20 protein-coding genes are annotated in these 19,391 nt (G+C 70.5%); 16 read left to right on the forward strand and 4 right to left on the reverse strand.

Going from position 1 to position 19,391, the window contains the following annotated elements; translation table 11 throughout:
• The 3 genes from ACGFI8_RS13725 to ACGFI8_RS13735 all read left to right on the forward strand — a co-directional run.
• The coding region (locus tag ACGFI8_RS13725) for a hypothetical protein (RefSeq protein WP_392804118.1) at nt 1-834 on the forward strand (834 nt) is incomplete at its 5' end.
• 52 nt (nt 835-886) lie between these two features.
• A complete protein-coding gene (locus ACGFI8_RS13730; protein ID WP_392804119.1) occupies nt 887-1,291 on the forward strand; it encodes a hypothetical protein in 405 nt (134 codons plus the stop codon).
• Between the two features lie 12 nt (nt 1,292-1,303).
• Nucleotides 1,304-2,362, forward strand: a complete 1,059-nt coding sequence (locus tag ACGFI8_RS13735; RefSeq protein WP_392804121.1) for a hypothetical protein — start codon at nt 1,304-1,306, stop codon at nt 2,360-2,362.
• Here the strand turns inward: ACGFI8_RS13735 and ACGFI8_RS13740 are convergent.
• The gene (locus ACGFI8_RS13740) at nt 2,341-2,550 is read right to left on the reverse strand and encodes a hypothetical protein (protein WP_392804123.1); all 210 of its coding nucleotides are present in this window, start codon (nt 2,548-2,550) and stop codon (nt 2,341-2,343) included. The genes ACGFI8_RS13735 and ACGFI8_RS13740 overlap by 22 nt on opposite strands.
• Before the next feature lie 33 nt (nt 2,551-2,583).
• Nucleotides 2,584-3,072, reverse strand: a complete 489-nt coding sequence (locus tag ACGFI8_RS13745) for a hypothetical protein (RefSeq protein WP_392804125.1) — start codon at nt 3,070-3,072, stop codon at nt 2,584-2,586.
• 182 nt (nt 3,073-3,254) lie between these two features.
• Here ACGFI8_RS13745 and ACGFI8_RS13750 point away from each other — a divergent pair, with 182 nt between their 5' ends.
• The 8 genes from ACGFI8_RS13750 to ACGFI8_RS13785 all read left to right on the forward strand — a co-directional run bounded on the left by ACGFI8_RS13750 (nt 3,255) and on the right by ACGFI8_RS13785 (nt 12,267).
• Nucleotides 3,255-3,419 carry a hypothetical protein gene (locus tag ACGFI8_RS13750; protein WP_392804127.1) on the forward strand — a complete coding sequence of 55 codons (165 nt, stop codon included), beginning with the start codon at nt 3,255-3,257 and terminating at the stop codon, nt 3,417-3,419.
• 131 nt (nt 3,420-3,550) lie between these two features.
• Complete coding sequence (locus ACGFI8_RS13755; RefSeq protein ID WP_392804129.1) at nt 3,551-4,405, forward strand: IS5 family transposase; 855 nt, start codon at nt 3,551-3,553, stop codon at nt 4,403-4,405.
• Between the two features lie 105 nt (nt 4,406-4,510).
• Nucleotides 4,511-5,308 (forward strand): ABC transporter ATP-binding protein, encoded by a 798-nt coding sequence (locus ACGFI8_RS13760; protein WP_392805343.1) that lies wholly within the window; start codon nt 4,511-4,513, stop codon nt 5,306-5,308.
• A 9-nt stretch (nt 5,309-5,317) separates the two neighbouring features.
• Nucleotides 5,318-6,079: an ABC transporter permease gene (locus tag ACGFI8_RS13765; protein ID WP_392804131.1), complete on the forward strand. Its 762-nt coding sequence runs from the start codon at nt 5,318-5,320 to the stop codon at nt 6,077-6,079.
• A gap of 29 nt (nt 6,080-6,108) precedes the next feature.
• Nucleotides 6,109-6,891, forward strand: a complete 783-nt coding sequence (locus ACGFI8_RS13770) for a MerR family DNA-binding transcriptional regulator (protein WP_392804133.1) — start codon at nt 6,109-6,111, stop codon at nt 6,889-6,891.
• Nucleotides 6,892-7,076: 185 nt separating this feature from the next.
• Nucleotides 7,077-8,651 (forward strand): sigma-70 family RNA polymerase sigma factor, encoded by a 1,575-nt coding sequence (locus ACGFI8_RS13775; RefSeq protein WP_392804135.1) that lies wholly within the window; start codon nt 7,077-7,079, stop codon nt 8,649-8,651.
• 478 nt (nt 8,652-9,129) lie between these two features.
• Nucleotides 9,130-10,596: a non-reducing end alpha-L-arabinofuranosidase family hydrolase gene (locus tag ACGFI8_RS13780; protein WP_392804137.1), complete on the forward strand. Its 1,467-nt coding sequence runs from the start codon at nt 9,130-9,132 to the stop codon at nt 10,594-10,596.
• A gap of 264 nt (nt 10,597-10,860) precedes the next feature.
• Nucleotides 10,861-12,267 (forward strand): PQQ-binding-like beta-propeller repeat protein, encoded by a 1,407-nt coding sequence (locus ACGFI8_RS13785; RefSeq protein ID WP_392804139.1) that lies wholly within the window; start codon nt 10,861-10,863, stop codon nt 12,265-12,267.
• Here ACGFI8_RS13785 and ACGFI8_RS13790 read toward each other — a convergent pair.
• Nucleotides 12,155-13,348 (reverse strand): hypothetical protein, encoded by a 1,194-nt coding sequence (locus tag ACGFI8_RS13790; protein ID WP_392804141.1) that lies wholly within the window; start codon nt 13,346-13,348, stop codon nt 12,155-12,157. The two genes, ACGFI8_RS13785 and ACGFI8_RS13790, sit on opposite strands and share 113 nt — an antisense overlap.
• Nucleotides 13,348-13,620 (reverse strand): PadR family transcriptional regulator, encoded by a 273-nt coding sequence (locus ACGFI8_RS13795; RefSeq protein WP_392805346.1) that lies wholly within the window; start codon nt 13,618-13,620, stop codon nt 13,348-13,350. The genes ACGFI8_RS13790 and ACGFI8_RS13795 overlap by 1 nt, the downstream gene beginning before the upstream one ends.
• Nucleotides 13,621-14,086: 466 nt before the next feature.
• On the opposite strand from ACGFI8_RS13795, the gene ACGFI8_RS13800 reads away from it, so the two are divergent.
• Genes ACGFI8_RS13800 through ACGFI8_RS13820 form a run of 5 tightly spaced genes read left to right on the forward strand, consistent with a single transcriptional unit; the run spans nt 14,087 to nt 19,365 of the window.
• Nucleotides 14,087-15,898, forward strand: coding sequence for a BTAD domain-containing putative transcriptional regulator (locus ACGFI8_RS13800; RefSeq protein ID WP_392804143.1), 1,812 nt, complete (start codon nt 14,087-14,089; stop codon nt 15,896-15,898).
• A gap of 42 nt (nt 15,899-15,940) precedes the next feature.
• The gene (locus tag ACGFI8_RS13805) at nt 15,941-16,513 is read left to right on the forward strand and encodes a MauE/DoxX family redox-associated membrane protein (protein WP_392804145.1); all 573 of its coding nucleotides are present in this window, start codon (nt 15,941-15,943) and stop codon (nt 16,511-16,513) included.
• A 13-nt stretch (nt 16,514-16,526) separates the two neighbouring features.
• A complete protein-coding gene (locus tag ACGFI8_RS13810; protein ID WP_392804147.1) occupies nt 16,527-17,072 on the forward strand; it encodes a TlpA family protein disulfide reductase in 546 nt (181 codons plus the stop codon).
• A complete protein-coding gene (locus tag ACGFI8_RS13815) occupies nt 17,069-18,934 on the forward strand; it encodes an ABC transporter ATP-binding protein (RefSeq protein WP_392804149.1) in 1,866 nt (621 codons plus the stop codon). The genes ACGFI8_RS13810 and ACGFI8_RS13815 overlap by 4 nt, the downstream gene beginning before the upstream one ends.
• Nucleotides 18,928-19,365: a S26 family signal peptidase gene (locus ACGFI8_RS13820; protein ID WP_392804151.1), complete on the forward strand. Its 438-nt coding sequence runs from the start codon at nt 18,928-18,930 to the stop codon at nt 19,363-19,365. Before ACGFI8_RS13815 ends, ACGFI8_RS13820 begins: the two co-directional genes overlap by 7 nt.
• The last annotated feature ends 26 nt before the right edge of the window (nt 19,366-19,391 follow it).

The raw sequence follows: 19,391 nt of genomic DNA on the forward strand, positions 1-19,391 counted from the left end.
GAGCCGACGCCGTGCAAGGCGCACGGAATGTCTAACGGGGAGCCGAAATCAACCATGCCATCGCAAGAGGCGACGCGTCGCCGGTCGCGGGCGGCAGGCGGCGTCATTGCCCTGAGCCTGGCTGCCGTCATGGCCGCCGCCTGCACCACCGGTCCTCATCCCGAGCCACAGCCGACGAGCGCGGCGCCGAGCACCTCGGCGACCGCGCCGGCCTGCTCGCCGCGCGTCCTTGAATCGGGCTTCGCCAGAAAAGGAGCCGATTTCTGGTACGGCTTCATCGTGGAGAACCCGTGCGACCAGGCCGCGGTCCAGAACCTGGTCACTGTGCAGCCGATGACAGCGTCGGGAACACCCGCGGGCGAGCCGCAAACCGGCCTGGCCAACGTCCCGGTCCTTCTGCCCGGACAGCGGCTCGGGATCGGTGGCTTGCTCCATGTGCTACAGGGCGCGGACACCGTGGCCACACTGTCATTCAACATCCCGGACAACGATCTGCTGCCGGCCGGCTTCTTCAAGGCGTGGCCGAGGTCGGCGACCGCGCGGAACGTCACCTACGGCCCGCCCGATGCGGGCGGATACGTTTCGACAACGTTCGAGATCGTGACCGATCCGCCGAACACACCGATGTGCCAGCCGGTCGCGCACATCATCGCTCGCGACAAGGCGGGTCACATCGTCTACGGCAACCTTGAGCCCATCAAGGGCCCGATGGTTTCGCTCAGCGTGCCGTTTCCGGCAAGCGCCGACTTGTCCAAGACGGAGATCTACGTCGAGCAGGGCCAGTACGTCTTTGGGCGAAACCTACAAGCTGTTGCGTGCAGCGCAGCAGCATGAGCAATGCCGCGTCCGCGGTCGGGCGGCGCGGTCTAGCCGGGGGAGGCCGAGCATGTCGTTGAAGGGCCACGATCTTGCGGTGGATTTGTCGCGACTGAGGATGATCGGGACCGTTGACCTGCCGTTGATGGCCTACGTCTACGCGTCGTTGAACAACCTTGTTGCTGACTCCGCTAACGATGCCGCCGCGTTCGCCCAACCTGTCGTCGCCAGCGACCAGGCTGGTCCGATCTGGACGGAGCTGCGCAACCTGTTGCAGAACGCCCTCGGCAACACGTCCGCTGTCCTGGACGAGACCGGCCACACCATCCTGCGCATCGCCGACCTGTATGCCGAAACCGACGCGGCGGCGGCCCAGGAGCTTAACAACGTCTGGGCCGGCGGGCCGCCCGCGCAGCTGTTCGTCTCTGGCGAATTGCTGGTGCCCGGTCCACCCGCACCGATCAAGCAGGCGTGAGGGCAGGCATCTGTGGGCGACGCGTACGTCTACCGCAGCGCGGCCGATCTGCAGGCGCTCGGTGAGCGGGTCCGTGACACCGCCATCCGGGTCACCCTGACGCACGCCGAGCAATACCTGATGGCGCAGCAGCGGGCCAGCAACAAGGCCAGCCAGGGGCAGCCCGAGTACATCCCATCGAGTCGCGCCGACGACGACGCCCGGTTGCGCACGTTCGTTGCCGAGGAATTCGCCGGGATTCCCACCATGTTCACGCAGTTTGCGGTGCCGGACCCGAACGCCTGCCAGCCGATGGCCGATGCACTGTTTCGCGTCGCCGCCACGCTACAGCCCTCGCTGCAGCTGAAGGCAGAAAGCAACAAACTGTATGACCCGGTCGCCGTCGGCAACGACACGCTGAAGTTTCCACTCGGGGCGTACACCGATGCGATCCAGGTTCGCATGCAGCATTGGGCCGGTTCAGCGGCAGACTCGTTCATGTTCTACCTGAAGCTGTACGAGCGCTCGACGCTGTGCCAACGCCAGGTCGCGGTAGGACTCGCCCTCACGCTCCAGGCAGAGCTGGAGATCAAGAGGCGCATGCTCACAGACGTATGGACGCTCGGAGAAACCACGATCAAGGTGCTCGACGCGCTGGACCACTTTCACTGCCCGACGCGAGGCGGCGCGGCCATGATCCTCACCGTTATCGGAGCGCTCGCCGCGGTCGCCGTCGCCGCAGGACCAGTGGCGGAGTCACTCCTCGCCGCCGGCACCGGCGCGGCCATCGCCGGCATCCAGGGAGTCGGATCCATCCTCTCGACCGGCGGGCCTTACACGGTGGAGCAGCCGCTCGGCGGCGGGACCGTTCCCGACGTCATCCAATCGATGCAGACCGCCATGACGCGCATCACGCGCATCATCGACGACAAGCAACGCGAACTTGCGGCCGACCTGCACGGCTTCGCCGAGCAGGTCTATCACTCCATGAGCCTCATCCACCTCGACCCGCCATTCACCGACGAGAGACTCAAAACCGGCACCGCCGCCGACCTGGACAACACCGGTGGTCAACTGTTCTTCGATCGGTAGAAGCTGTGCAACGCACGCTGCGCCGCTGCCCCACCCCCACCGGCAGCGCCGAAGACCCGCGACATCGTCAGCTGGATAAGGTCGTCAGCGGTGGCCGTGCCACCGCGCACCACGGGCCCGGCGGGCGCCGCGGCCGCCGGTGGCGTGGCGGCCGGCGCGACCAGCACGGCCGCGACGACGAGTGCCACCGGCGTGTAACGCAGCAGGTTCCGTACGGCCGGTCAGCGCCAGTTGGAGTAGTACCAGGACGACGAGGAGAGGCAGTCGCCGTAGATGGCGGCCCGCGCGGCGTAGGCACCGTTGACCATCTTCGACCACAGGTCTCCGGTGCCGACCGGCCCCTGGGGGCTGTTGACCACGGACTCGACGCGCCAGCCGCCGTTCTGGGCGCACCAGGAGGACGAAGAGGCCGCCTCCACCCAGTTGGCGTTGCAGCGCGGCGAGTACATCAGGAAGACGGCGTTGTAAAGGCTGCGATCCGGGCTGGCCATCGCATAGCCCTGCAGGCCGTTGGGGTCCTTCACCTGATAGGCGTCGGCCCGGCAGCTGACGCCCGCGCGGTCGACCGTGCGGCCCGGGTCCCGACCGACGCAGCTCGCGGCCGAGCAGGGCGGGCCGTCGACGTACGCCTGCGCCGGCGTGGCGACCACCAGACCGACCGCGACCATGCAGAGCGCCACCAGACCAGCGACGCTGACACGCAACGACATGGCTTTCTCCTTCTTCGATGTCCGGGGATGAGCGTTTCGTACCGGCCGGGGCCCTCGAGCGGGAAGCCGTTCGTCGTCCGGGATTGCCGTTCGGCCGCGCTACCAGGGTGTTCGGCGCCAGGCCCGAACGCGCCGGACGCTCCCCGGACGCGCTAGGACCCGTGTCGCAATCGCAGTCATGGATGCGTACGGGGCGTATGGGCCGGCACCACGGGGCACGTCACCGCAAGTCCATCAACGAGCTGACCTACATCGCCGACTGGCTCGCCGATTGCCTCGCCGGACGCGCCCCTGACAGCGTGCTGACACTGGTCGGCCAGGACGGCCGGATCAGGCGAACCCCGTGATCTGACCGCCCTGCCTAAGAGAGACCGTCAATTGGGCGGAAGTCGGTCAGGACGACGGTTCGGGGTAGCAAACAGGCACGGGCGTGTCGATCATCGGAGTTCTCGACGCTCTGTGACCGACAAGGACGCCCGTGCCTGCCATCCCATCATCGCTGTTGGAACCCGTCTGGGTCGAGTTCGCCGCGCTGCTGCCCGAACGCAGCGAGTTCCATCCCGATCATCCGTTGGGCTGCCACCGGCGTCGCATCCCCGACCGGGTCGTGTTCGAACACCTTGTCGACGCGCTGGTCCACGGGTCCGGCTACGAACGTATCGCCACCTCCGCCTGCTCGGATTCCACGATCCGCCGCCGGCTCAAGACCTGGGCGGCCGCCGGCATCGCCGAACGCGTCCATGCGGTGGCCCTCGCAGCCTACGACCGGATCATCGGCCTGCAGTTGGCCGACATCACGGCGGACGGGTGCATCACGAAGGCCCCCTGCGGCGGAGACAAGGCCGGACCGTCCCCAGTGGACAGACGCAAGGGCGGCCTGAAACGCTCGGCCGCCACCGACGGCGCCGGTGTCCCCCTCGGAATCGTCTCCGCGGGCGCCAACCGCCACGACTCACCCCTGCTCGGCCCGACACTGCAGGCCGCCACCGACCAGGTCGGCGCCCACTGGCCCGACGACATCACCGTCCATCTCGACGCCGGCTACGACTCCAACGTCACCCGCACCCTGCTCGACGGGCTGGGGCTGCACGGCGAGATCGCCCGCAAGGGTGTCCCCGCGCTGGTGCAGGTCGGCAAACGGTGGGTCGCCGAGCGTACCCACGCCTGGATGAACGGCTACGGCAAGCTGCGCCGCTGCACCGACCGCGACGGCAAGATCGTGGACTTCTTCCTGTATCTCGCCGCAGCCTTCGTCACCGTCCGTGCACTCATCCGCGAGGCCCGAACCCGGTATCGCTGGTCGACCAGGCCCACCACCCGCCGCCTCAAGTGATCCAATTGACGGTCTCTCTAAGTTGCCGGGCGGCGCAGCGAGACGTACCGAATATGCCCTGCGGACTTGACTATGACGCTGCGTCAACCCTTCATGCTGGCGGTCATGGGCATTCCTTCAACAACCCACCAGGTCCACGTGCCTGCGATCCACGTGCAGGGCCTGGAGAAGTCGTACAAGGAGCTGCGTGTGCTGCGCGGCGTGGACTTCGAGGTGGCGCGTGGCAGCATCTTCGCCCTGCTCGGCTCGAACGGGGCGGGCAAGACCACGGCGGTGAGAATCCTTTCCACGCTGCTCAAGGCCGACGCGGGGACCGCTCGGGTCAACGGCTTCGATGTCGTGACACAGGCCGCCGACGTCCGTGAGTCCATCAGCCTCACCGGACAGTTCGCGGCCGTCGACGAGATCCTCAGCGGGCGGGAGAACCTCGTCCTGATCGCCCGGCTCAGGCACCAGAAGGATCCGGGCACGATTGCGGATGACCTCCTGAGGCGCTTCTCGCTGACCCAGGCGGGCGCCCGGAGGGTGGCGACATACTCCGGTGGCATGCGCCGCCGTCTGGACATCGCGATGAGTCTCATCGGGAATCCGCCGGTCATCTTTCTCGACGAGCCGACGACCGGGTTGGACCCAGAGGCGCGCATCGAGGTGTGGCAGGCCATCAAGGAGCTTGCGGGCGGCGGCACGACCGTGCTGCTGACGACTCAGTACCTGGACGAGGCCGAACAGCTCGCCGACAGGATCGCGATTCTTCACGAGGGCCGGATCATCGTCGACGGCACCCTGGCCGAGCTCAAGCAACTGCTGCCGGCCGCCAAGGTCGAGTACGTCGAGAAACAGCCTTCCCTCGAGGAAGTCTTCCTCTCGGTCGTCGGCCGCGCCGGCGAAGACGCCAAGAAGTAAAGGACGAAAATGGCCACGCATTTCTTCGCCGATACCGCCGTGCTCACCGGGCGGACCATGCGCCACGTCACTCGCAGCCTGGACACCATCATCACGACCGCGATCACACCGATCGCCATCATGCTGCTATTCGTCTACGTGTTCGGCGGCGCGATCGACACCGGGTCGGTCTCGTACGTGAACTACCTGCTTCCCGGCATCCTGCTCATCACCATCGCGTCGGGCATCTCGTACACCGCGTTCCGGCTCTTCACGGACATGCAGGGCGGGATCTTCGAGCGTTTCCAGTCCATGCCCATCGCTCGGTCGGGCGTGCTCTGGGCGCACGTGCTGACCTCGCTGCTTGCCAACCTGATGTCGCTCGTGGTCGTCGTCGGCGTCGCCCTCCTGATGGGGTTCCGCTCGGGCGCCGGTGTGCTGGCCTGGCTCGCGGTCGCCGGCATCCTCGTCCTGTTCACCCTGGCGTTGACATGGCTTGCCGTCATACCCGGTCTCACCGCGAAGAGCGTGGACGGCGCGAGCGCGTTCTCCTACCCGCTCATCTTCCTGCCGTTCATCAGCTCGGCGTTCGTGCCCACCGACACCATGCCCGGCCCGGTGCGCGCCTTCGCCGAGCACCAGCCGGTGACCTCCATCGTCAACGCGATACGCGACCTGTTCGCCCAGCAACCGGTCGGCACCAGCATCTGGACCGCCCTCGCCTGGTGCGGCGGCATCCTCGTCGTCGCCTACGTCTTCGCGAACATCATCTACCGTCGCAAAATCTCGTGAGCCGGGCTTGGTGAGGGCAGGATCAGAACATGCTGACGATCGGTCAACTGGCGGAGTACGCCGGCGTCACGGTGCGGGCGGTGCGGCACTACCACCAGGTCGGACTCCTGCCAGAGCCGGAGCGAGACGCGTCGGGTTACCGCCGGTACGGCGCCATGGCAGTCGTGTCCCTCATCAAGATCCGCACCCTCGCCAACGCCGGCGTGCCGCTGTCGCAGATCCGTCAGATGCTCGACGCCGACGCGTCGACGTTCGCCGAAGCGGCCCGAAGGATCGACAGTCACCTCCGCGACGAGATCGAACGGCTCGAGACCAGCCGCAAGCAGATCGCGCAACTCGCCGCCGGTGACAGTCTGGTGCTCTCACCCGCGGTGGTGTCCTATCTCGATCGCCTCCGGGAGATCGGGGCGTCGGAACGGATGGTGGCGGGCGAGCGGGACGGGTGGATCCTGATCGCGGCTCGCTGGCCCGACCGCATCCATGAGTGGATGCCCAGGAAACTCGCAGAGCTCGAAGATCCGCAAATGGTCCGGCTCTATCGTCTCCTGTCGGACATCTTCGACGGCGACCTGGGCGACGACGACCCGCGACTGCGGGAAGCCGCCGACATCTTGGCTGCCCTCGCCGAGCAGGCATACGCGTCCGGCGATATCGACGTTGGCGAGGGGGCGCACGACGACCTGCCGTTCGACCTTCTGGATGCCCTTGCCGTCGAGTCCGACCCGCGGGCGAAGCGGCTTCAGGAGCTTGTGCGCGAGCGTGGCTGGGCCCGTTGGACCCGGCTGGAGCGGCTGGCGGAGCCGCCCGAGTAACCGACTATCTGTCCGCGCCGACCACCGCGTTGCCCTTCGCCGCGGTCAGCGGCGCACCCGACGGCGCGCCGAGACGCCTCGGCAGCCGCATGGTCGGCGTCGGCCAGTAATAGGCGGTAACGGGACCGGTTCGGTGCCGGCCGTGCCGGTCCCGCGAGGCGTGGCGCTGCCGGGCCGGTCCTGGCATGCTGATCGCCTGGTGGGACGGCAAGTTCCATAGATCGGTGATGCATATGGGCAGGGCAGGTACGAGGAAGACAACGCTGGTCGCCGCGGCGCAGGCTGGCGACGGACGGGCGATCGACGAGCTCATGGCGGCCTACCTGCCGCTGGTGTACACGATCGTGCGCCGCGCCCTCGTCGGGCACCTGGCCGCCGTCGACGACGTTGTCCAGGACACCATGCTGCGCGCCCTGCGTCAGCTGCCGTCGCTGCGCGAGCCGGACAGGTTCCGGGCCTGGATCGCCGCGATAGCCGTCCGCCAGGCCGCGACGTACCTGCAGAGTGAGCGCCTCACCGCGGGGCGCAACGCCGCGCTGGACAACGTGGCCGGTGTACCGGACGCCGTCGACTTCGAGGATCTCACCCTGCTGCGCCTGGAACTCGCCGGGCAGCGCCGGCAGGTCGGGCAGGCGGTCGCCTGGCTCGACCCGGACGACCGGGTGCTGTGGTCGTTGTGGTGGCTGGAGGTCGGCGAAGAGCTCAGCCGTGCCGAGCTCGCCGCCGCGTTCAGGGTGAGCGTCGCGCACGCCGGTGTGCGACTCCAGCGTTTGCGCAACCGGCTGGTGCAGGCCCGCGTCCTGGTCGCGGCGCTCGAGGCTCGGCCGCGCTGCCCTTGGCTGGACACCGTCGTTGCGGACTGGGACGGTATCCCGAGCCCGCTGTGGCGCAAGCGGATCGCCCGGCACACCCGCTCCTGCGCCACCTGCGCCGCCACCGCCGAGGAGATGGTCGACGCCGAGCGGCTGCTGACCGGGTTCGCGCTGCTGCCGGTGCCCGTGGCGCTTACCGCCGCCCTAGCCGGCCAGGGCCCGCCCGCCGCGTCCGCCGCCACCGCCTCGGGCGGCCTCGCCGCTACCACTGGCCACGGCCCGCTCGCCGCATCCGCTGCCAGCACCGCGGGCGGCGCCGCCGCGACGACCGGGTGGCTGACCGGTTTCCCCGTCGCGAAGGCGACCATTGCCGCGACGATCGTCGCCGGAGCTGCCGTCGTCACCCTGACCTGGCCCAGCGGCGCCGGCTCGCCACCCACCTCGGCCGCGCCGTCCAGCCAGCCGTCACCAACCGCGCCGTCCGGCCAGCCGTCATCGGCTGCGCCGTCCGGCCAGCCGTCGGTGTTGCGCCTCGGACCGGTGTCGTTCGAGTCCGGCGCTGTCCCCGGACGCTACCTGGGCACCGACGGGCAGTTCGGCATCCTGGTCCCCGAAACCAGTTCGATCCAGCGTGGCCGGGCGACCTTCGAGGCCGTGTCCGGCCTGTCCAACGGAAGCTGCTACTCGTTCCGGGCGGCCAGCGGGCAGTATTTGCGGCACCAGTCGTGGCGGCTGCGGCTGAGCTGGGATGAGGGAAGCTACGTGTTCCGTGGCGACGCCACCTTCTGCCCGATGGTCACGGACGGCGGCGAGGTGTTCCTGGAGTCGGCGAACTATCGGGGCTACTTCATCCACCGGCAGAACGACCAGCTGTGGGTGGACCAGTCCGACGGCACCGCCGCGTTCCGCGCCGACAGCGCGTTCCGGCTCCGTCCGCCGCTGGCCTGACCGAGGCACACCACGGCGAGCGATCTCGGCGACTTTCCGACAGCCCCGCGCATAACACAAATCGCCGATCGAATTCGGGTTGGGAAAAAGCGTTACGAGCCGTTGGGGAAATTGGTCGCAGATCGGTGGGCGTGAAATTCTCAACGTCGTTCGATCGCATTCATCGTGGTGGTAGCAGACCCGGCAGTACGGTGCTGACCTGGGTGGATGCTCGCAGTCGATGGCACGAGAACGGCTTGCCGAGGGGAAATGGCCGACCTTCGGCCTTGCATGTTCCGAAACGTTCTGGCAATCTCGCGATCCTGGATGTGAGCGTTCTCGCAACCCGTTCTCCCGTCACTCGGCACGTCTCGAAGCCCGCCTTCACGTCGTCGGCCGCAGTCTGTTAGCGCTAACACGGGGCGGTCCACCGTCAAACGGCAACAACCAGCAGTGGCAACTCGTCCGCATCGGCTGAACCGAAAGGAGATCTCCCGCCATGAGAATCATCGGCGCCGCGCTCGCGGCGACGGTCGTGGCCGCCGGGGTGGTGGTCGCGATCAACGTGACGACCGCTTCGGCGGCGACGGTGGACACCAGCGCGTGGTACGAGCTGGTGAACCGCAACAGTGGTAAGGCCCTCGACGTGTGTGGCGTGTCCACCGCGGACGGTGCGTGTGTGCAGCAGTACACGCGCTCGGGTGGGCAGAACCAGCAGTGGCAGTTCGTCGACTCCGGCGGCGGCTACTACCGGCTCAAGGCCCGTCACTCCGGCAAGGTCCTCGACGTCTACAACTACTCCACCACCGACACCGCCAAGATCGTGCAGTGGACCGACGGCAACGGCACCAACCAGCAGTTCCGCCTCGCCGACTCGGACAGCGGATACATCCGGCTCATCAACCGCAACTCCGGCAAGGCGGTGGAGGTGCAGAACGCCTCCACCGCCGACGGTGCCGCGGTCGTGCAGTACGCCGACTGGGGCGGCACCAACCAGCAATGGCAGCTCGTCCGCGTCGGCGGCACCACCCCGACCACACCCGGCAGTACCGCGCCGACATGCGCGCTTCCGTCGACGTACCGCTGGACATCGACGGGCTCGCTGGCGAACCCGCAGTCGGGGTGGGTCTCGCTCAAGGACTTCACCAACGTCGTCTACAACGGCAGGCATCTGGTCTATGCGACGACGCACGACACCGGATCGACGTGGGGCTCGATGAACTTCGGTCTCTTCACGAACTGGTCCGACATGGCCTCGGCCAGCCAGAACCGGATGTCGTTCGCCGCTGTCGCGCCGACGCTGTTCTACTTCGCCCCGAAGAACGTCTGGGTACTCGCCTATCAGTGGGGTGGGACCGCCTTCTCCTACAGGACGTCGAGCGACCCCACGAACGCGAACGGATGGTCCTCAGCGCAGACGCTCTTCGCCGGAAGCATCTCCGGCTCCGGCACCGGACCCATCGACCAGACGCTCATCGGCGACAGCACGAACATGTACCTGTTCTTCGCCGGGGACAACGGCAAGATCTACCGGGCCAGCATGCCGATCGGGAACTTCCCGGGCAGTTTCGGCTCCACGTCGGTGGTGGTCATGAGCGACACGACGAACAACCTGTTCGAAGGGGTTGAGGTCTACAAGGTCCAGGGCCAGAACCAGTACCTCATGCTCGTCGAGGCGATCGGTGCGAACGGGCGCTACTTCCGCTCGTTCACGGCCACCAGCCTGGACGGTGCATGGACACCGCAGGCCGCGACCGAGAGCAATCCCTTCGCCGGCAAGGCCAACAGCGGCGCCACCTGGACCAACGACATCAGCCACGGCGACCTGGTTCGCAGCAACCCCGATCAGACCAAGACCGTTGACCCGTGCAACCTGCAGCTGCTGTACCAGGGGCGTTCCCCCAGCTCCGGCGGCGACTACGGTCTGCTGCCCTACCGGCCGGGCGTGCTGACACTGCAGCGCTAGCGCGCTGCCCTACCGGATGGGCCTGCTCACCCAGACCAACTCCACCTGCTGATCGTCCCTCCGGCGCCCCCGCCCGTACACAGACACCCCTGGGCGGGGGCGCCTTAGCCGTGACCACCGTGCCGGACCGCGGCCGGTTGACGAACACCGTTTGTGACAAACCGGGCGGCGTCGGCCAGCAACGGGGTGAACCGCCGCTATCCCGACCCGCTATTCTGATCGGCTTCCGCCTAATTGACGGTCTCGCTGAGGAGGGGGAGACCCGTGACGGACGCGATGATCGAGCTCGACGTCAGCACGCCCTGGGAACCGCCGGCCCCGGACCGCCGCGGTCGGCGGCGCTGGTTCGCCCTGGCCGCCGTGCTGGTCGTCGCGGGCAGCCTGCACTCCGCGGCCGCCGCGCGTCACGGCCTGGCGCCGCTGTACCAGGCCGACCCCAACGTACTCACGATCGATGCCGCCGCCGACCGGCTGTACCTGGTCCGGCAGGATGCCGGCGGCGAGGCAGCGCAGGCGATCGAGGCGGTCGCCCCTCGCGACGGCCGGGTGTTGTGGCGCCGGCCGATGGAGCACAGCGAGTCCCTCTTCGTCGCCGAAGGGGTCGTGCTGGTACAGGACCAGGGGGCGGGCACGGGCGGAGGCTACACCGGCCGGTTGGTCGCGATCGACGGCGCAAGCGGCACGGTGCGCTGGGAGCGCCCGCTGAGCCGGCGTGCCGGGATGATCGAGCCGGGCGGCCCGGCGGGCGTGGGCGGTCCGGGCGGGCGGCTGGTACTGGTGCGGGACCTGGCCTGGCCGGACGAGCCCCAAGGGTTCGATACGTCCTACGGCCCGGACGACCTGTCGGTGGCCCTGCCGCTGCTGCCGCACCACGAGCGGTACCTCGCCCTGGAGCTGGACACCGGCCGCGTCGTGTGGAGCGTCGAGACGTCGCCCGGCAGCGTGTCGAGCCTGGACCCGACCGGTTTCTCCGACGTCACCGGCCTGAGCGTGCTGGACGCCTCCGGGGTGCTGCGGGTACACGACCTGCGCACAGGCGCGGTCGCGGCGACCTATCGGCTGGACTGGTCGGGCGCCGTCGCCCTGCACCGCGACGGCGTGCCGGGCCAGGAACTGGTGTACCGGGCCGGTGGGCGCGGCGTCGATGTCTACGATCGCGCCTCCGGGCGCTTACTGTGGCGTTGGCCGGGTGACCCGGCGACCGGCTACCACGGTCTGTACCCGTGTCTGCAGGGGCGGTACTGCGTCTCCGGCACCGACGGCACCGACGTGCTCAACCCGGCCACCGGTGCCCGGCTGTGGCGCGCGGAGCGCTACAACGCCGCGCGGGACGGAGCGCCGGGCACGCTGATGCTCGACGCGGAGGACGGCGCGGACGGGCGGGCGGACGACGTAGCGGCGTTCTCCGGCGACACAGGTGCGCTCCGGTGGCACCTGACGGGCTGGCACCTCGCGTACAGCTACGCCGACCGCCTGACCCGGCACGGGGCGATCGTGTGGCGGCCGGTGAACGATCTCGCCGCCGTCGTCGGCCTGCTCGACCCGGCCGACGGCACCGTCAAGGTGATCGGCCGGGCCGAGAACTTCTACGGCACCCCGCAGTGCGCCGCCACTGACGATCGGATCGCCTGCGTCGCCGTCGGCCGGCTGTTCGTCTGGGCGCGGCCCTGACCAGCTCACCCGGCCGGCGGTTGTGGCTCAGCGGCCGCTCAGTTGGAGGCTGGCGGCGAGTGCCGTGAGGACTGCGATGCCGAGGATCAGCAGGGTGAGGCGTATGGCTCGGCGTCGGCGCGGTACCGGCGTCGGCTGGTTTGCCGGGTTCGGTGTGGTCATTGGGTTCACACCCCTGCGCCGGCTCGGCGGCCGGCGGGGCGGCCGGTGTGGGCGTACAGCGCACCAGGTAGCCGGCGAGGGCGGCGGCGGCCCAGCCGACCATCGCGATGATCAGCGTCGAGACCACGAGGTCGACGATGTTGTTGCCGAGGCGGTCACTGACCGTGCCGCGGACCGTGAAGCCGCCGTCCGCATCGGGTGGCCCGCCGCCGCCGAGGATGGCGACCGCGACTGTGGCGTACAGCAGTCGCAGCAGCCCGGCGCTGAGGGCGGCCAGGCGGGCGACGCGGCGTCCTGCGGCCGGGTCACGGCGCCACAGGGTGCCGGCGGCGCCGATCGCGGCGGGTACCGCGATCACGGTCACCCACTGCTGCCAGGGCTTCGGGATGAAGGTGACCTGGTCGACCGCGGTGAACCCGGACAGCCCCAGCCCCACCATGGTCGCGAACACGCCGCCCAGCAGGCCGGGCAGCGCGACACCGGGCCGTCGCAGCAACGCGCTCATACCGAGCAGGTATCCGGCGCAGATGATCAGGACGACCGCGAACGCGATCCAGGCACCGACGCCGAGCCGGTAGTGGACGATCAGGCCGCCGTAGATGGTGAAGCTGGCTGCGGTGATCCCGATCGTCGCCCAGAGGGCGCCGGCGGCCCGGCCCCAGGGCGGCAGGATCAGGGCGGCGCCGGCACAGCCGAGCGTGAAGCGCATCCGCCGCGGGCGTCCGTCGAGGTGGCCGAGTTCGCCGAGCATGGCCTGGCCCCACTCGGCCCGCTGTGGGGACAGCAGGCCGATCGCCCAGCGCAGCAGCCGCAGCGGCCCGTCCTCGGTCGGGCCGTCCAGGAACCGGCGGGGGTTGCGGCGGTACAGCGCGATCGCCACTCCGATCGGCGTCATCAGCAACACGAAGAAGAACGGCATCACGCCTCCTTCAAACGGCGGTGGGGGCGGGCGGCGGCACTGTCGCGGCGCGCGGCGGTCAGGGCGGCCACGAACTCGCGGCCGGCGCCGGTCAGGCGGTACAGGTGCCGGGGCGGCCGGCTGTCGATGCTCGGCTCCCAGGACGTCTCCAGCAGGCCACGGTCGGCCAGCCGGACGAGGATCGGGTAGAGCGAACCCGATTTGAGGTTCACCTCGGTGGCTAGGTCATAGCCGTAGCGCCACCGGGCCGGATCGGCGGCCAGCGCCCGCAGGACGTTGACCGTCTGTGGCGATGGGGGGCGGTTACGCTGCGCGGACGTTAACTCTACTCATGTAGCCGTTAGCGTCAAGGGTCCGTCTCGAGCGCGCGCAGCGACTCGGCCTGGCGCGCCGTGAGCCCGAGGCCCCGCCCCGCGTCGTCCGTGCGACGGTCCAGCCGGCGGGCGGCGATGCGCACGTGCCCACGGCGTCGAGGATCCCGCGCAGATCACGGGTCCGCAGCGAGGACACGGCGACAGCATAGGACCGCCGTGTCGCGCGGGCCGCAAGCCCCGACACAGCTGAGAGCTGCCCGGTTGACCGGCTCGTTGAGATTTTCGCAAGGTTCCGGCAGGTCCGCCGCAGCAGCATCTGCGGTGACCACTGGTTCTCGTGCGTCGTGTCCAGTGCGTCGTCGGGGGAACGCGCGCCGGCCCGGCCGGCGCGCGTTACGAGAAGCGCCGTCACGGGGGAATGCCGATGTCGTTCACGTTCCAGGTTCTGGGACAAATCGGCGTGCGGTGCGGCCCGGTGCCGGTGGAACTGCCCGCCGGCAAGCCGCAGTCACTGCTCGCCGCTCTCCTGCTCAACGCCAATCGGCTCGTGCCGGTACAAAGTCTCGTGGACGCGCTGTGGGATGAGGCGCCGCCTCGCTCGGCGGTGGCCAACGTCCGCACGTACGCGGTCCGCGTCCGCAAACTGCTCGCCGACCCGGAGACCGCCGCCGGCTCGCGGCTGCTGGGCCTGGAGCGGGCCTACCGCATCGCCGTCCAACCGGGCGAGCTGGACCTGGCCGACTTCACGGAGCTCGCCGCGCAGGGAAGAGCGTCGCTGCGGGCCGGTGACGCGACCCGCGCCGTGGAGCGGCTCATCGCGGCGCTGGCCTGCTGGCGGGACGATCACGCGTGCGTCGGCCTGCTGCGGCTCGGCGGGCTCGGGCAGCGTCTGGCCGCGCTCGACGATGAGCGGCTGCGCACCGCCGAGGATCTCGTCGACGCCCGGCTCGCGTTGAACCATCACGAGGTGCTCATCGGCGAGCTGCGTCGCACGGTGGTCGAGCACCCGCTGCGGGAACGGTCATGGGGGCAGTTGATGCGCGCCCTGTACCGCGCCGGCGACGTGTCGGGCGCGCTGCACTGCTTCCTGGATGCGCGTGCGGCGCTGCAGAAGGAGATCGGCGTCGATCCGGGTCCGGAATTGCGCCGCCTGCACGCGGCGATGCTGGCCCGCGACCCCACGCTGGACGAGGCCCTCCAGGTGGGTGAGGCGCAGCCGCAGCCGCCACCCCAGATCGCGATACACCGGCCGCGGCCGGAGCCACCACGGCAGCTGCCACCCGGCCCGGCGGTCCTGGTGGGGCGTGACCAGGCGGCGAACAGCGTGATGGCGGCCGTCGACACGGGCGCGCGGATCGTCTGCATCTACGGGCCGCCGGGCGCGGGCACGTCGGCGTTCGCGGTCCACGCCGCGCACCTGCTCGCTCCCCAGTACCCGGACGGCCAGTTGTTCGTGCAGCTCGGCGCCGCCGACACGGTCGCGGTCGCGGCGCACCTGCTGCACTCCCTCGGTGTCGCCGACGAGGCGGTCCCGCGGGGACTCGCCGCCCGCACGGCCCGCCTGCGTACCGCGTTCGCCGGCCGTCGGGTGCTGCTGCTCGTCGACGGCGTCGACGACGTCGCACAGGTGCGGCCACTGCTGCCGGCCGGCCAGGGCTGCCTCGCCGTGGTCGCGGGCAGCCGGCCGCTGCCGACACTCGACGGGGCGGCGCTCGTACCGCTGGAGCCGCTGCCGCCGTCCGACGCGGTCGCGCTGCTGCGCCAATCGCTGGGAGAGGAACGAGCCGGGGCAGAGGATCCTGAGGCGCTCCGCGAGATTGTCGACTGGTGCGACGGGCTGCCGATGGCGCTGCGGATCGTCGTGGCCCGCATGCAGGGGCGCCCGGACCGCTCGGCCCGCTCGTGCGCGCAGCGGCTGCGCGAACCGCAGCGGCGCCTCGACGAGCTGCGCGCGCACGACCTGTCGATCCGGGAGAGCCTCGCCGCCCGCTGCGCCACGGTCAGCGCGACCGCGATCGGCGCCCTGCGGGCCCTCGCGGGGCTGCCCGGGCGGGTGACTGCGCAGGACCTCGCCGCCGCGTCGGCACTCAGCATCGACCGGACCCGGGACGTGCTCGACGAACTGCTCGACGCGCAGCTCGTCACCACCGACGGCGAAGGCGGACACCACGCCGGCAGTCTCGTCCGGCTGTTCGCGTCCCGACAAGCTCAGGGAATGATAAATGTCGATGTATGAGACCGTCCGGAACGCTGTATCCGCGCTGGATACGGTCCTGTCGTGAGCTACGTCGAAGCCGGCTGCCGATGCCTGCTCGTGCTGGTCTTCGCGGTCTCCAGCACCAGCAAGCTGCGCGACCGCGCCGCCTGGCGCCGGTTCACGGAATCCGTCGCGGGCCTCGCGCCCGTGCAACGGCTCGCGACAACGCCGACAGCGGTGGCCGTCGTCGCCGCCGAGGTGGCCACCACGCTCGCGCTCGCCATCGAACCGACCGCTCGGGTGGGGTTCGCGACGGCCGCCGGCATATTGGTGGCGCTCACGTCGGCGGTGATCATCGCGTACCGCCGCGAACGGCGCGTCCAGTGCGCCTGCTTCGGATCCGGCAGCGTTGTCGGGCCGCGGCACGTCGTGCGCAACGCGATCCTCGGCGCGGTCGCCGTCGCCGGCCTCCTCACCGCGAGCGGCGACCCGGGGTTCGCGGTGCTGCCGCCCGGCGTGCACCCGGCCGGCGCGGCGATCGCGATCGTGGCCGGGCTGCTCGGCGGGATTGTCATGATCATGTTCGACGACCTGGTCGAACTGTTCGCCCCGGCGCCGGTCAGGGCCGGCACGCCACAGCGAGAGCCGCAGTGAAAGGAGAACCCGCATGCCCTACCTGGTTTCCGTGGTGGTGCTGGTCGGTGCCGTCGGCCTGCTCAATCTGGTGCTGACGTACGGCGTCATCCGCCGCCTGCGCGAACACACCGCCCTGCTCGCCGGCCCGCCCGCCGGCGGCGGCTCGCCCTGGCCGGAGGTCGGCAAGAAGGTCGGCGCGTTCACGGCGACGACGACCACCGGCCGCCCCCTGTCCACCGCCGACCTGCCCGAGGGCGCGGCGGTCGGCTTCTTCCGGACCGGCTGCCAGCCGTGCACCGAGCGCATGCCGCGGTTCGCCGAGTACGCGCAGGCCCACGACGCCCCGGAGCGGTTCGTCGCGGTGCTCGTCGGCGAGCCCGAGGAGCTTGCGGAGGAGATCCGGCTGCTCACGCCGCTCGCCCAGGTCGTGCTGACACAGCGGGACTCGGACGTGCTCAAGGCGTTCGACGTGAGCGGCTTCCCGACGCTCGTGCGGCTCGGCGCCGGTCAGGTCATCGCGGCGAGCGGGCTCGAGACCTCCACACTGGACGCGGCCCAGCCGGCGCTGGCGTCATGACCGTGCGCTGGCCGCGACGCAACCGTCCGACCAGCGCCGACCTGAGGGGGCTGCCCGCCGCGCTGCGACTCGTGGGGCGGGCGGCCCCCGGCCATCTGGCGGCGGTCGCCGGCCTCGCGCTGTGCGGCGCGCTTGCCCCGGTCGCCGCCGCCCGGCTGCTCAAGGCCGTGCTGGACACCATCGTCGCCGCCGCGCACCGGCCCGCCGTCCTGGTCGGCCTCGCCCTCGGGCTGGCCGGTGCCACCGCGGTCACCGCGTTCCTGCCGCCGCTCAACACGTATGCCGCCGGGGAACTGCGCCGGCGCGCTGCCTGGCGGGCCGCGGACAAGCTGTTCACGGCAGTGAACCGGCTCGAGGGCCTCGCGCACTTCGAGGATCCGGCCTTCCTCAACCGGTTGCAGATCGCCCAGGACGCGGCCCGGGCGGCGCCGGGCAACGTCGTCGCGATGAGCGTCGACACGCTGCGCGGCGCGCTCGCCGCGGCAGGGTTCCTGGCCGCGACGGCGGCCCTCGACCTGCGGCTGGCGCTGCTCGTGTCGGTCGCGGCGGTGCCGGCGCTCGGCGCCGAGCTGGGCCTGTCCCGGCGGCGGGCCGCGATGATCTGGGCGCTCGGCCCGCACGAGCGCCGCGAGTTGTTCTACGGCGGGCTGCTGGCCAACGTCCGCGCGGCGAAGGAGATCCGGCTGTTTGGCGCCGGTGACCTGCTGCGGGAGCGGATGCTGGGCTCCCGCGCCCGCGCCGATGCGGCCCAGCGCCGGCTGGACCGGCGCATCCTGGTCACGCACAGCGGGCTCACGCTGCTGAGCACAGCGGTCAACGCGGTCGGGATCGTGATCGCGGTGGGCCTCGCCGGCGCCGGGGAGATCTCCGTCGGCGACGTCTCGCTGGCGCTCGCCGCCCTGGTCGGCGTGCAGAGCGCGCTCAGCGGGGTCGTGCTCGGCATCGCGCAGACGCACCACCAGCTGCTGCTGTGGACGCACTACCGCGCGGTGCTGGCCACCACCCCCGACCTCGCCGTGGCGCCGGACGGCCCACGCGAGCTCCCGGCGCTGCGACACGGCATCGAGCTGCGGGACGTGTGGTTCCGCTACGCCGACGACCAGCCGTGGATTCTCACCGGCGTGGACCTGTTCATCCCCGCCGGCCGCACGGTCGCGCTGGTCGGGCCGAACGGCGCCGGGAAGAGCACCCTGGTGAAGCTGCTGTGCCGGTTCTACGACCCGACCCGCGGGTCGATCCGCTGGGACGGCGTCGACCTGCGCGACGTGCCGGTCGAGGCGCTGCGGGCCCGGCTGACGGCGACGTTTCAGGACTTCATGTGCTACGACTTCACGGCCGCCGACAACATCGGCATCGCCGAGCCCGCGCGGGTCGGCGACCGCCCCGCCATCGTGGCGGCGGCCGAGCGGGCCGGGGCGCACCACAAGCTCGCCACGCTGCCGCGCGGCTACGACACGCTCCTGTCGCGGAGCTTCACCCAGGACGTCGAAGGCCACGGCACCGCGGAGCGGGACGACGCGCCCGGGGTCGACCTATCCGGCGGGCAGTGGCAGCGGGTCGCGCTCGCCCGGGCGTTCCTGCGCCAGGCCTGCGACGTGCTCATCCTCGACGAGCCGTCATCCGGGCTCGACCCCGACGCGGAGCACGAGATCCATCGGCGGCTGCGCGACTACCGCGCGGGTCGCACCAGCGTCCTCATCTCCCACCGGCTCGGCGCGGTGCGCGACGCCGACCGGATCATCGTGCTCGCCGGTGGCCGGGTCCTCGAGGACGGCCCGCACGAGGTGTTGCTGGCGCTCAACGGCGAGTACGCCCGTCTGTTCAACCTGCAGGCCCAGCCCTACGGAGCCGCGACATGCTGACCGCACTGGCCCTGGCCGTGCCGCTGGTCGTGGCGGCCTCGCTCGCCGTCCGGGTGCGGCGGCGGTACCTCGTGGTGGACGTCCGCGGGCCGAGCATGATGCCGACCTTCCGCGACGGCGACCGGGTCCTGGTGAAGCGGGTTCCGGGCGACCGGGTGCGGGCCGGTCAGGTCGTGGTGCTCACCGGGCCCGAGCTCCCCGCCGGGGTGCGAGCCCGGGCGCCGCATGCGCCGCCGCTGGGGCTGCTGGTCAAGCGGGTCACGGCGGTGCGGGGCGAGGCGGTGCCCGGGTACGTCACCGGAGCGCCGCCGCGGGTGCCGGCGGGGAGCCTCGTGGTGCTCAGCGACAACCCCGCGGCCGGTGTGGACTCGCGCACGGTGGGGCTGTTCTCGACGGAGGGCGTCGCCGGGGTCGTGCTCCGCAGGCTGTAGCACGGGAGCACCAACAGAAAAGGGCC

The organism is Dactylosporangium sp. NPDC048998 (assembly GCF_043197855.1).
Lineage (GTDB): Bacteria > Actinomycetota > Actinomycetes > Mycobacteriales > Micromonosporaceae > Dactylosporangium.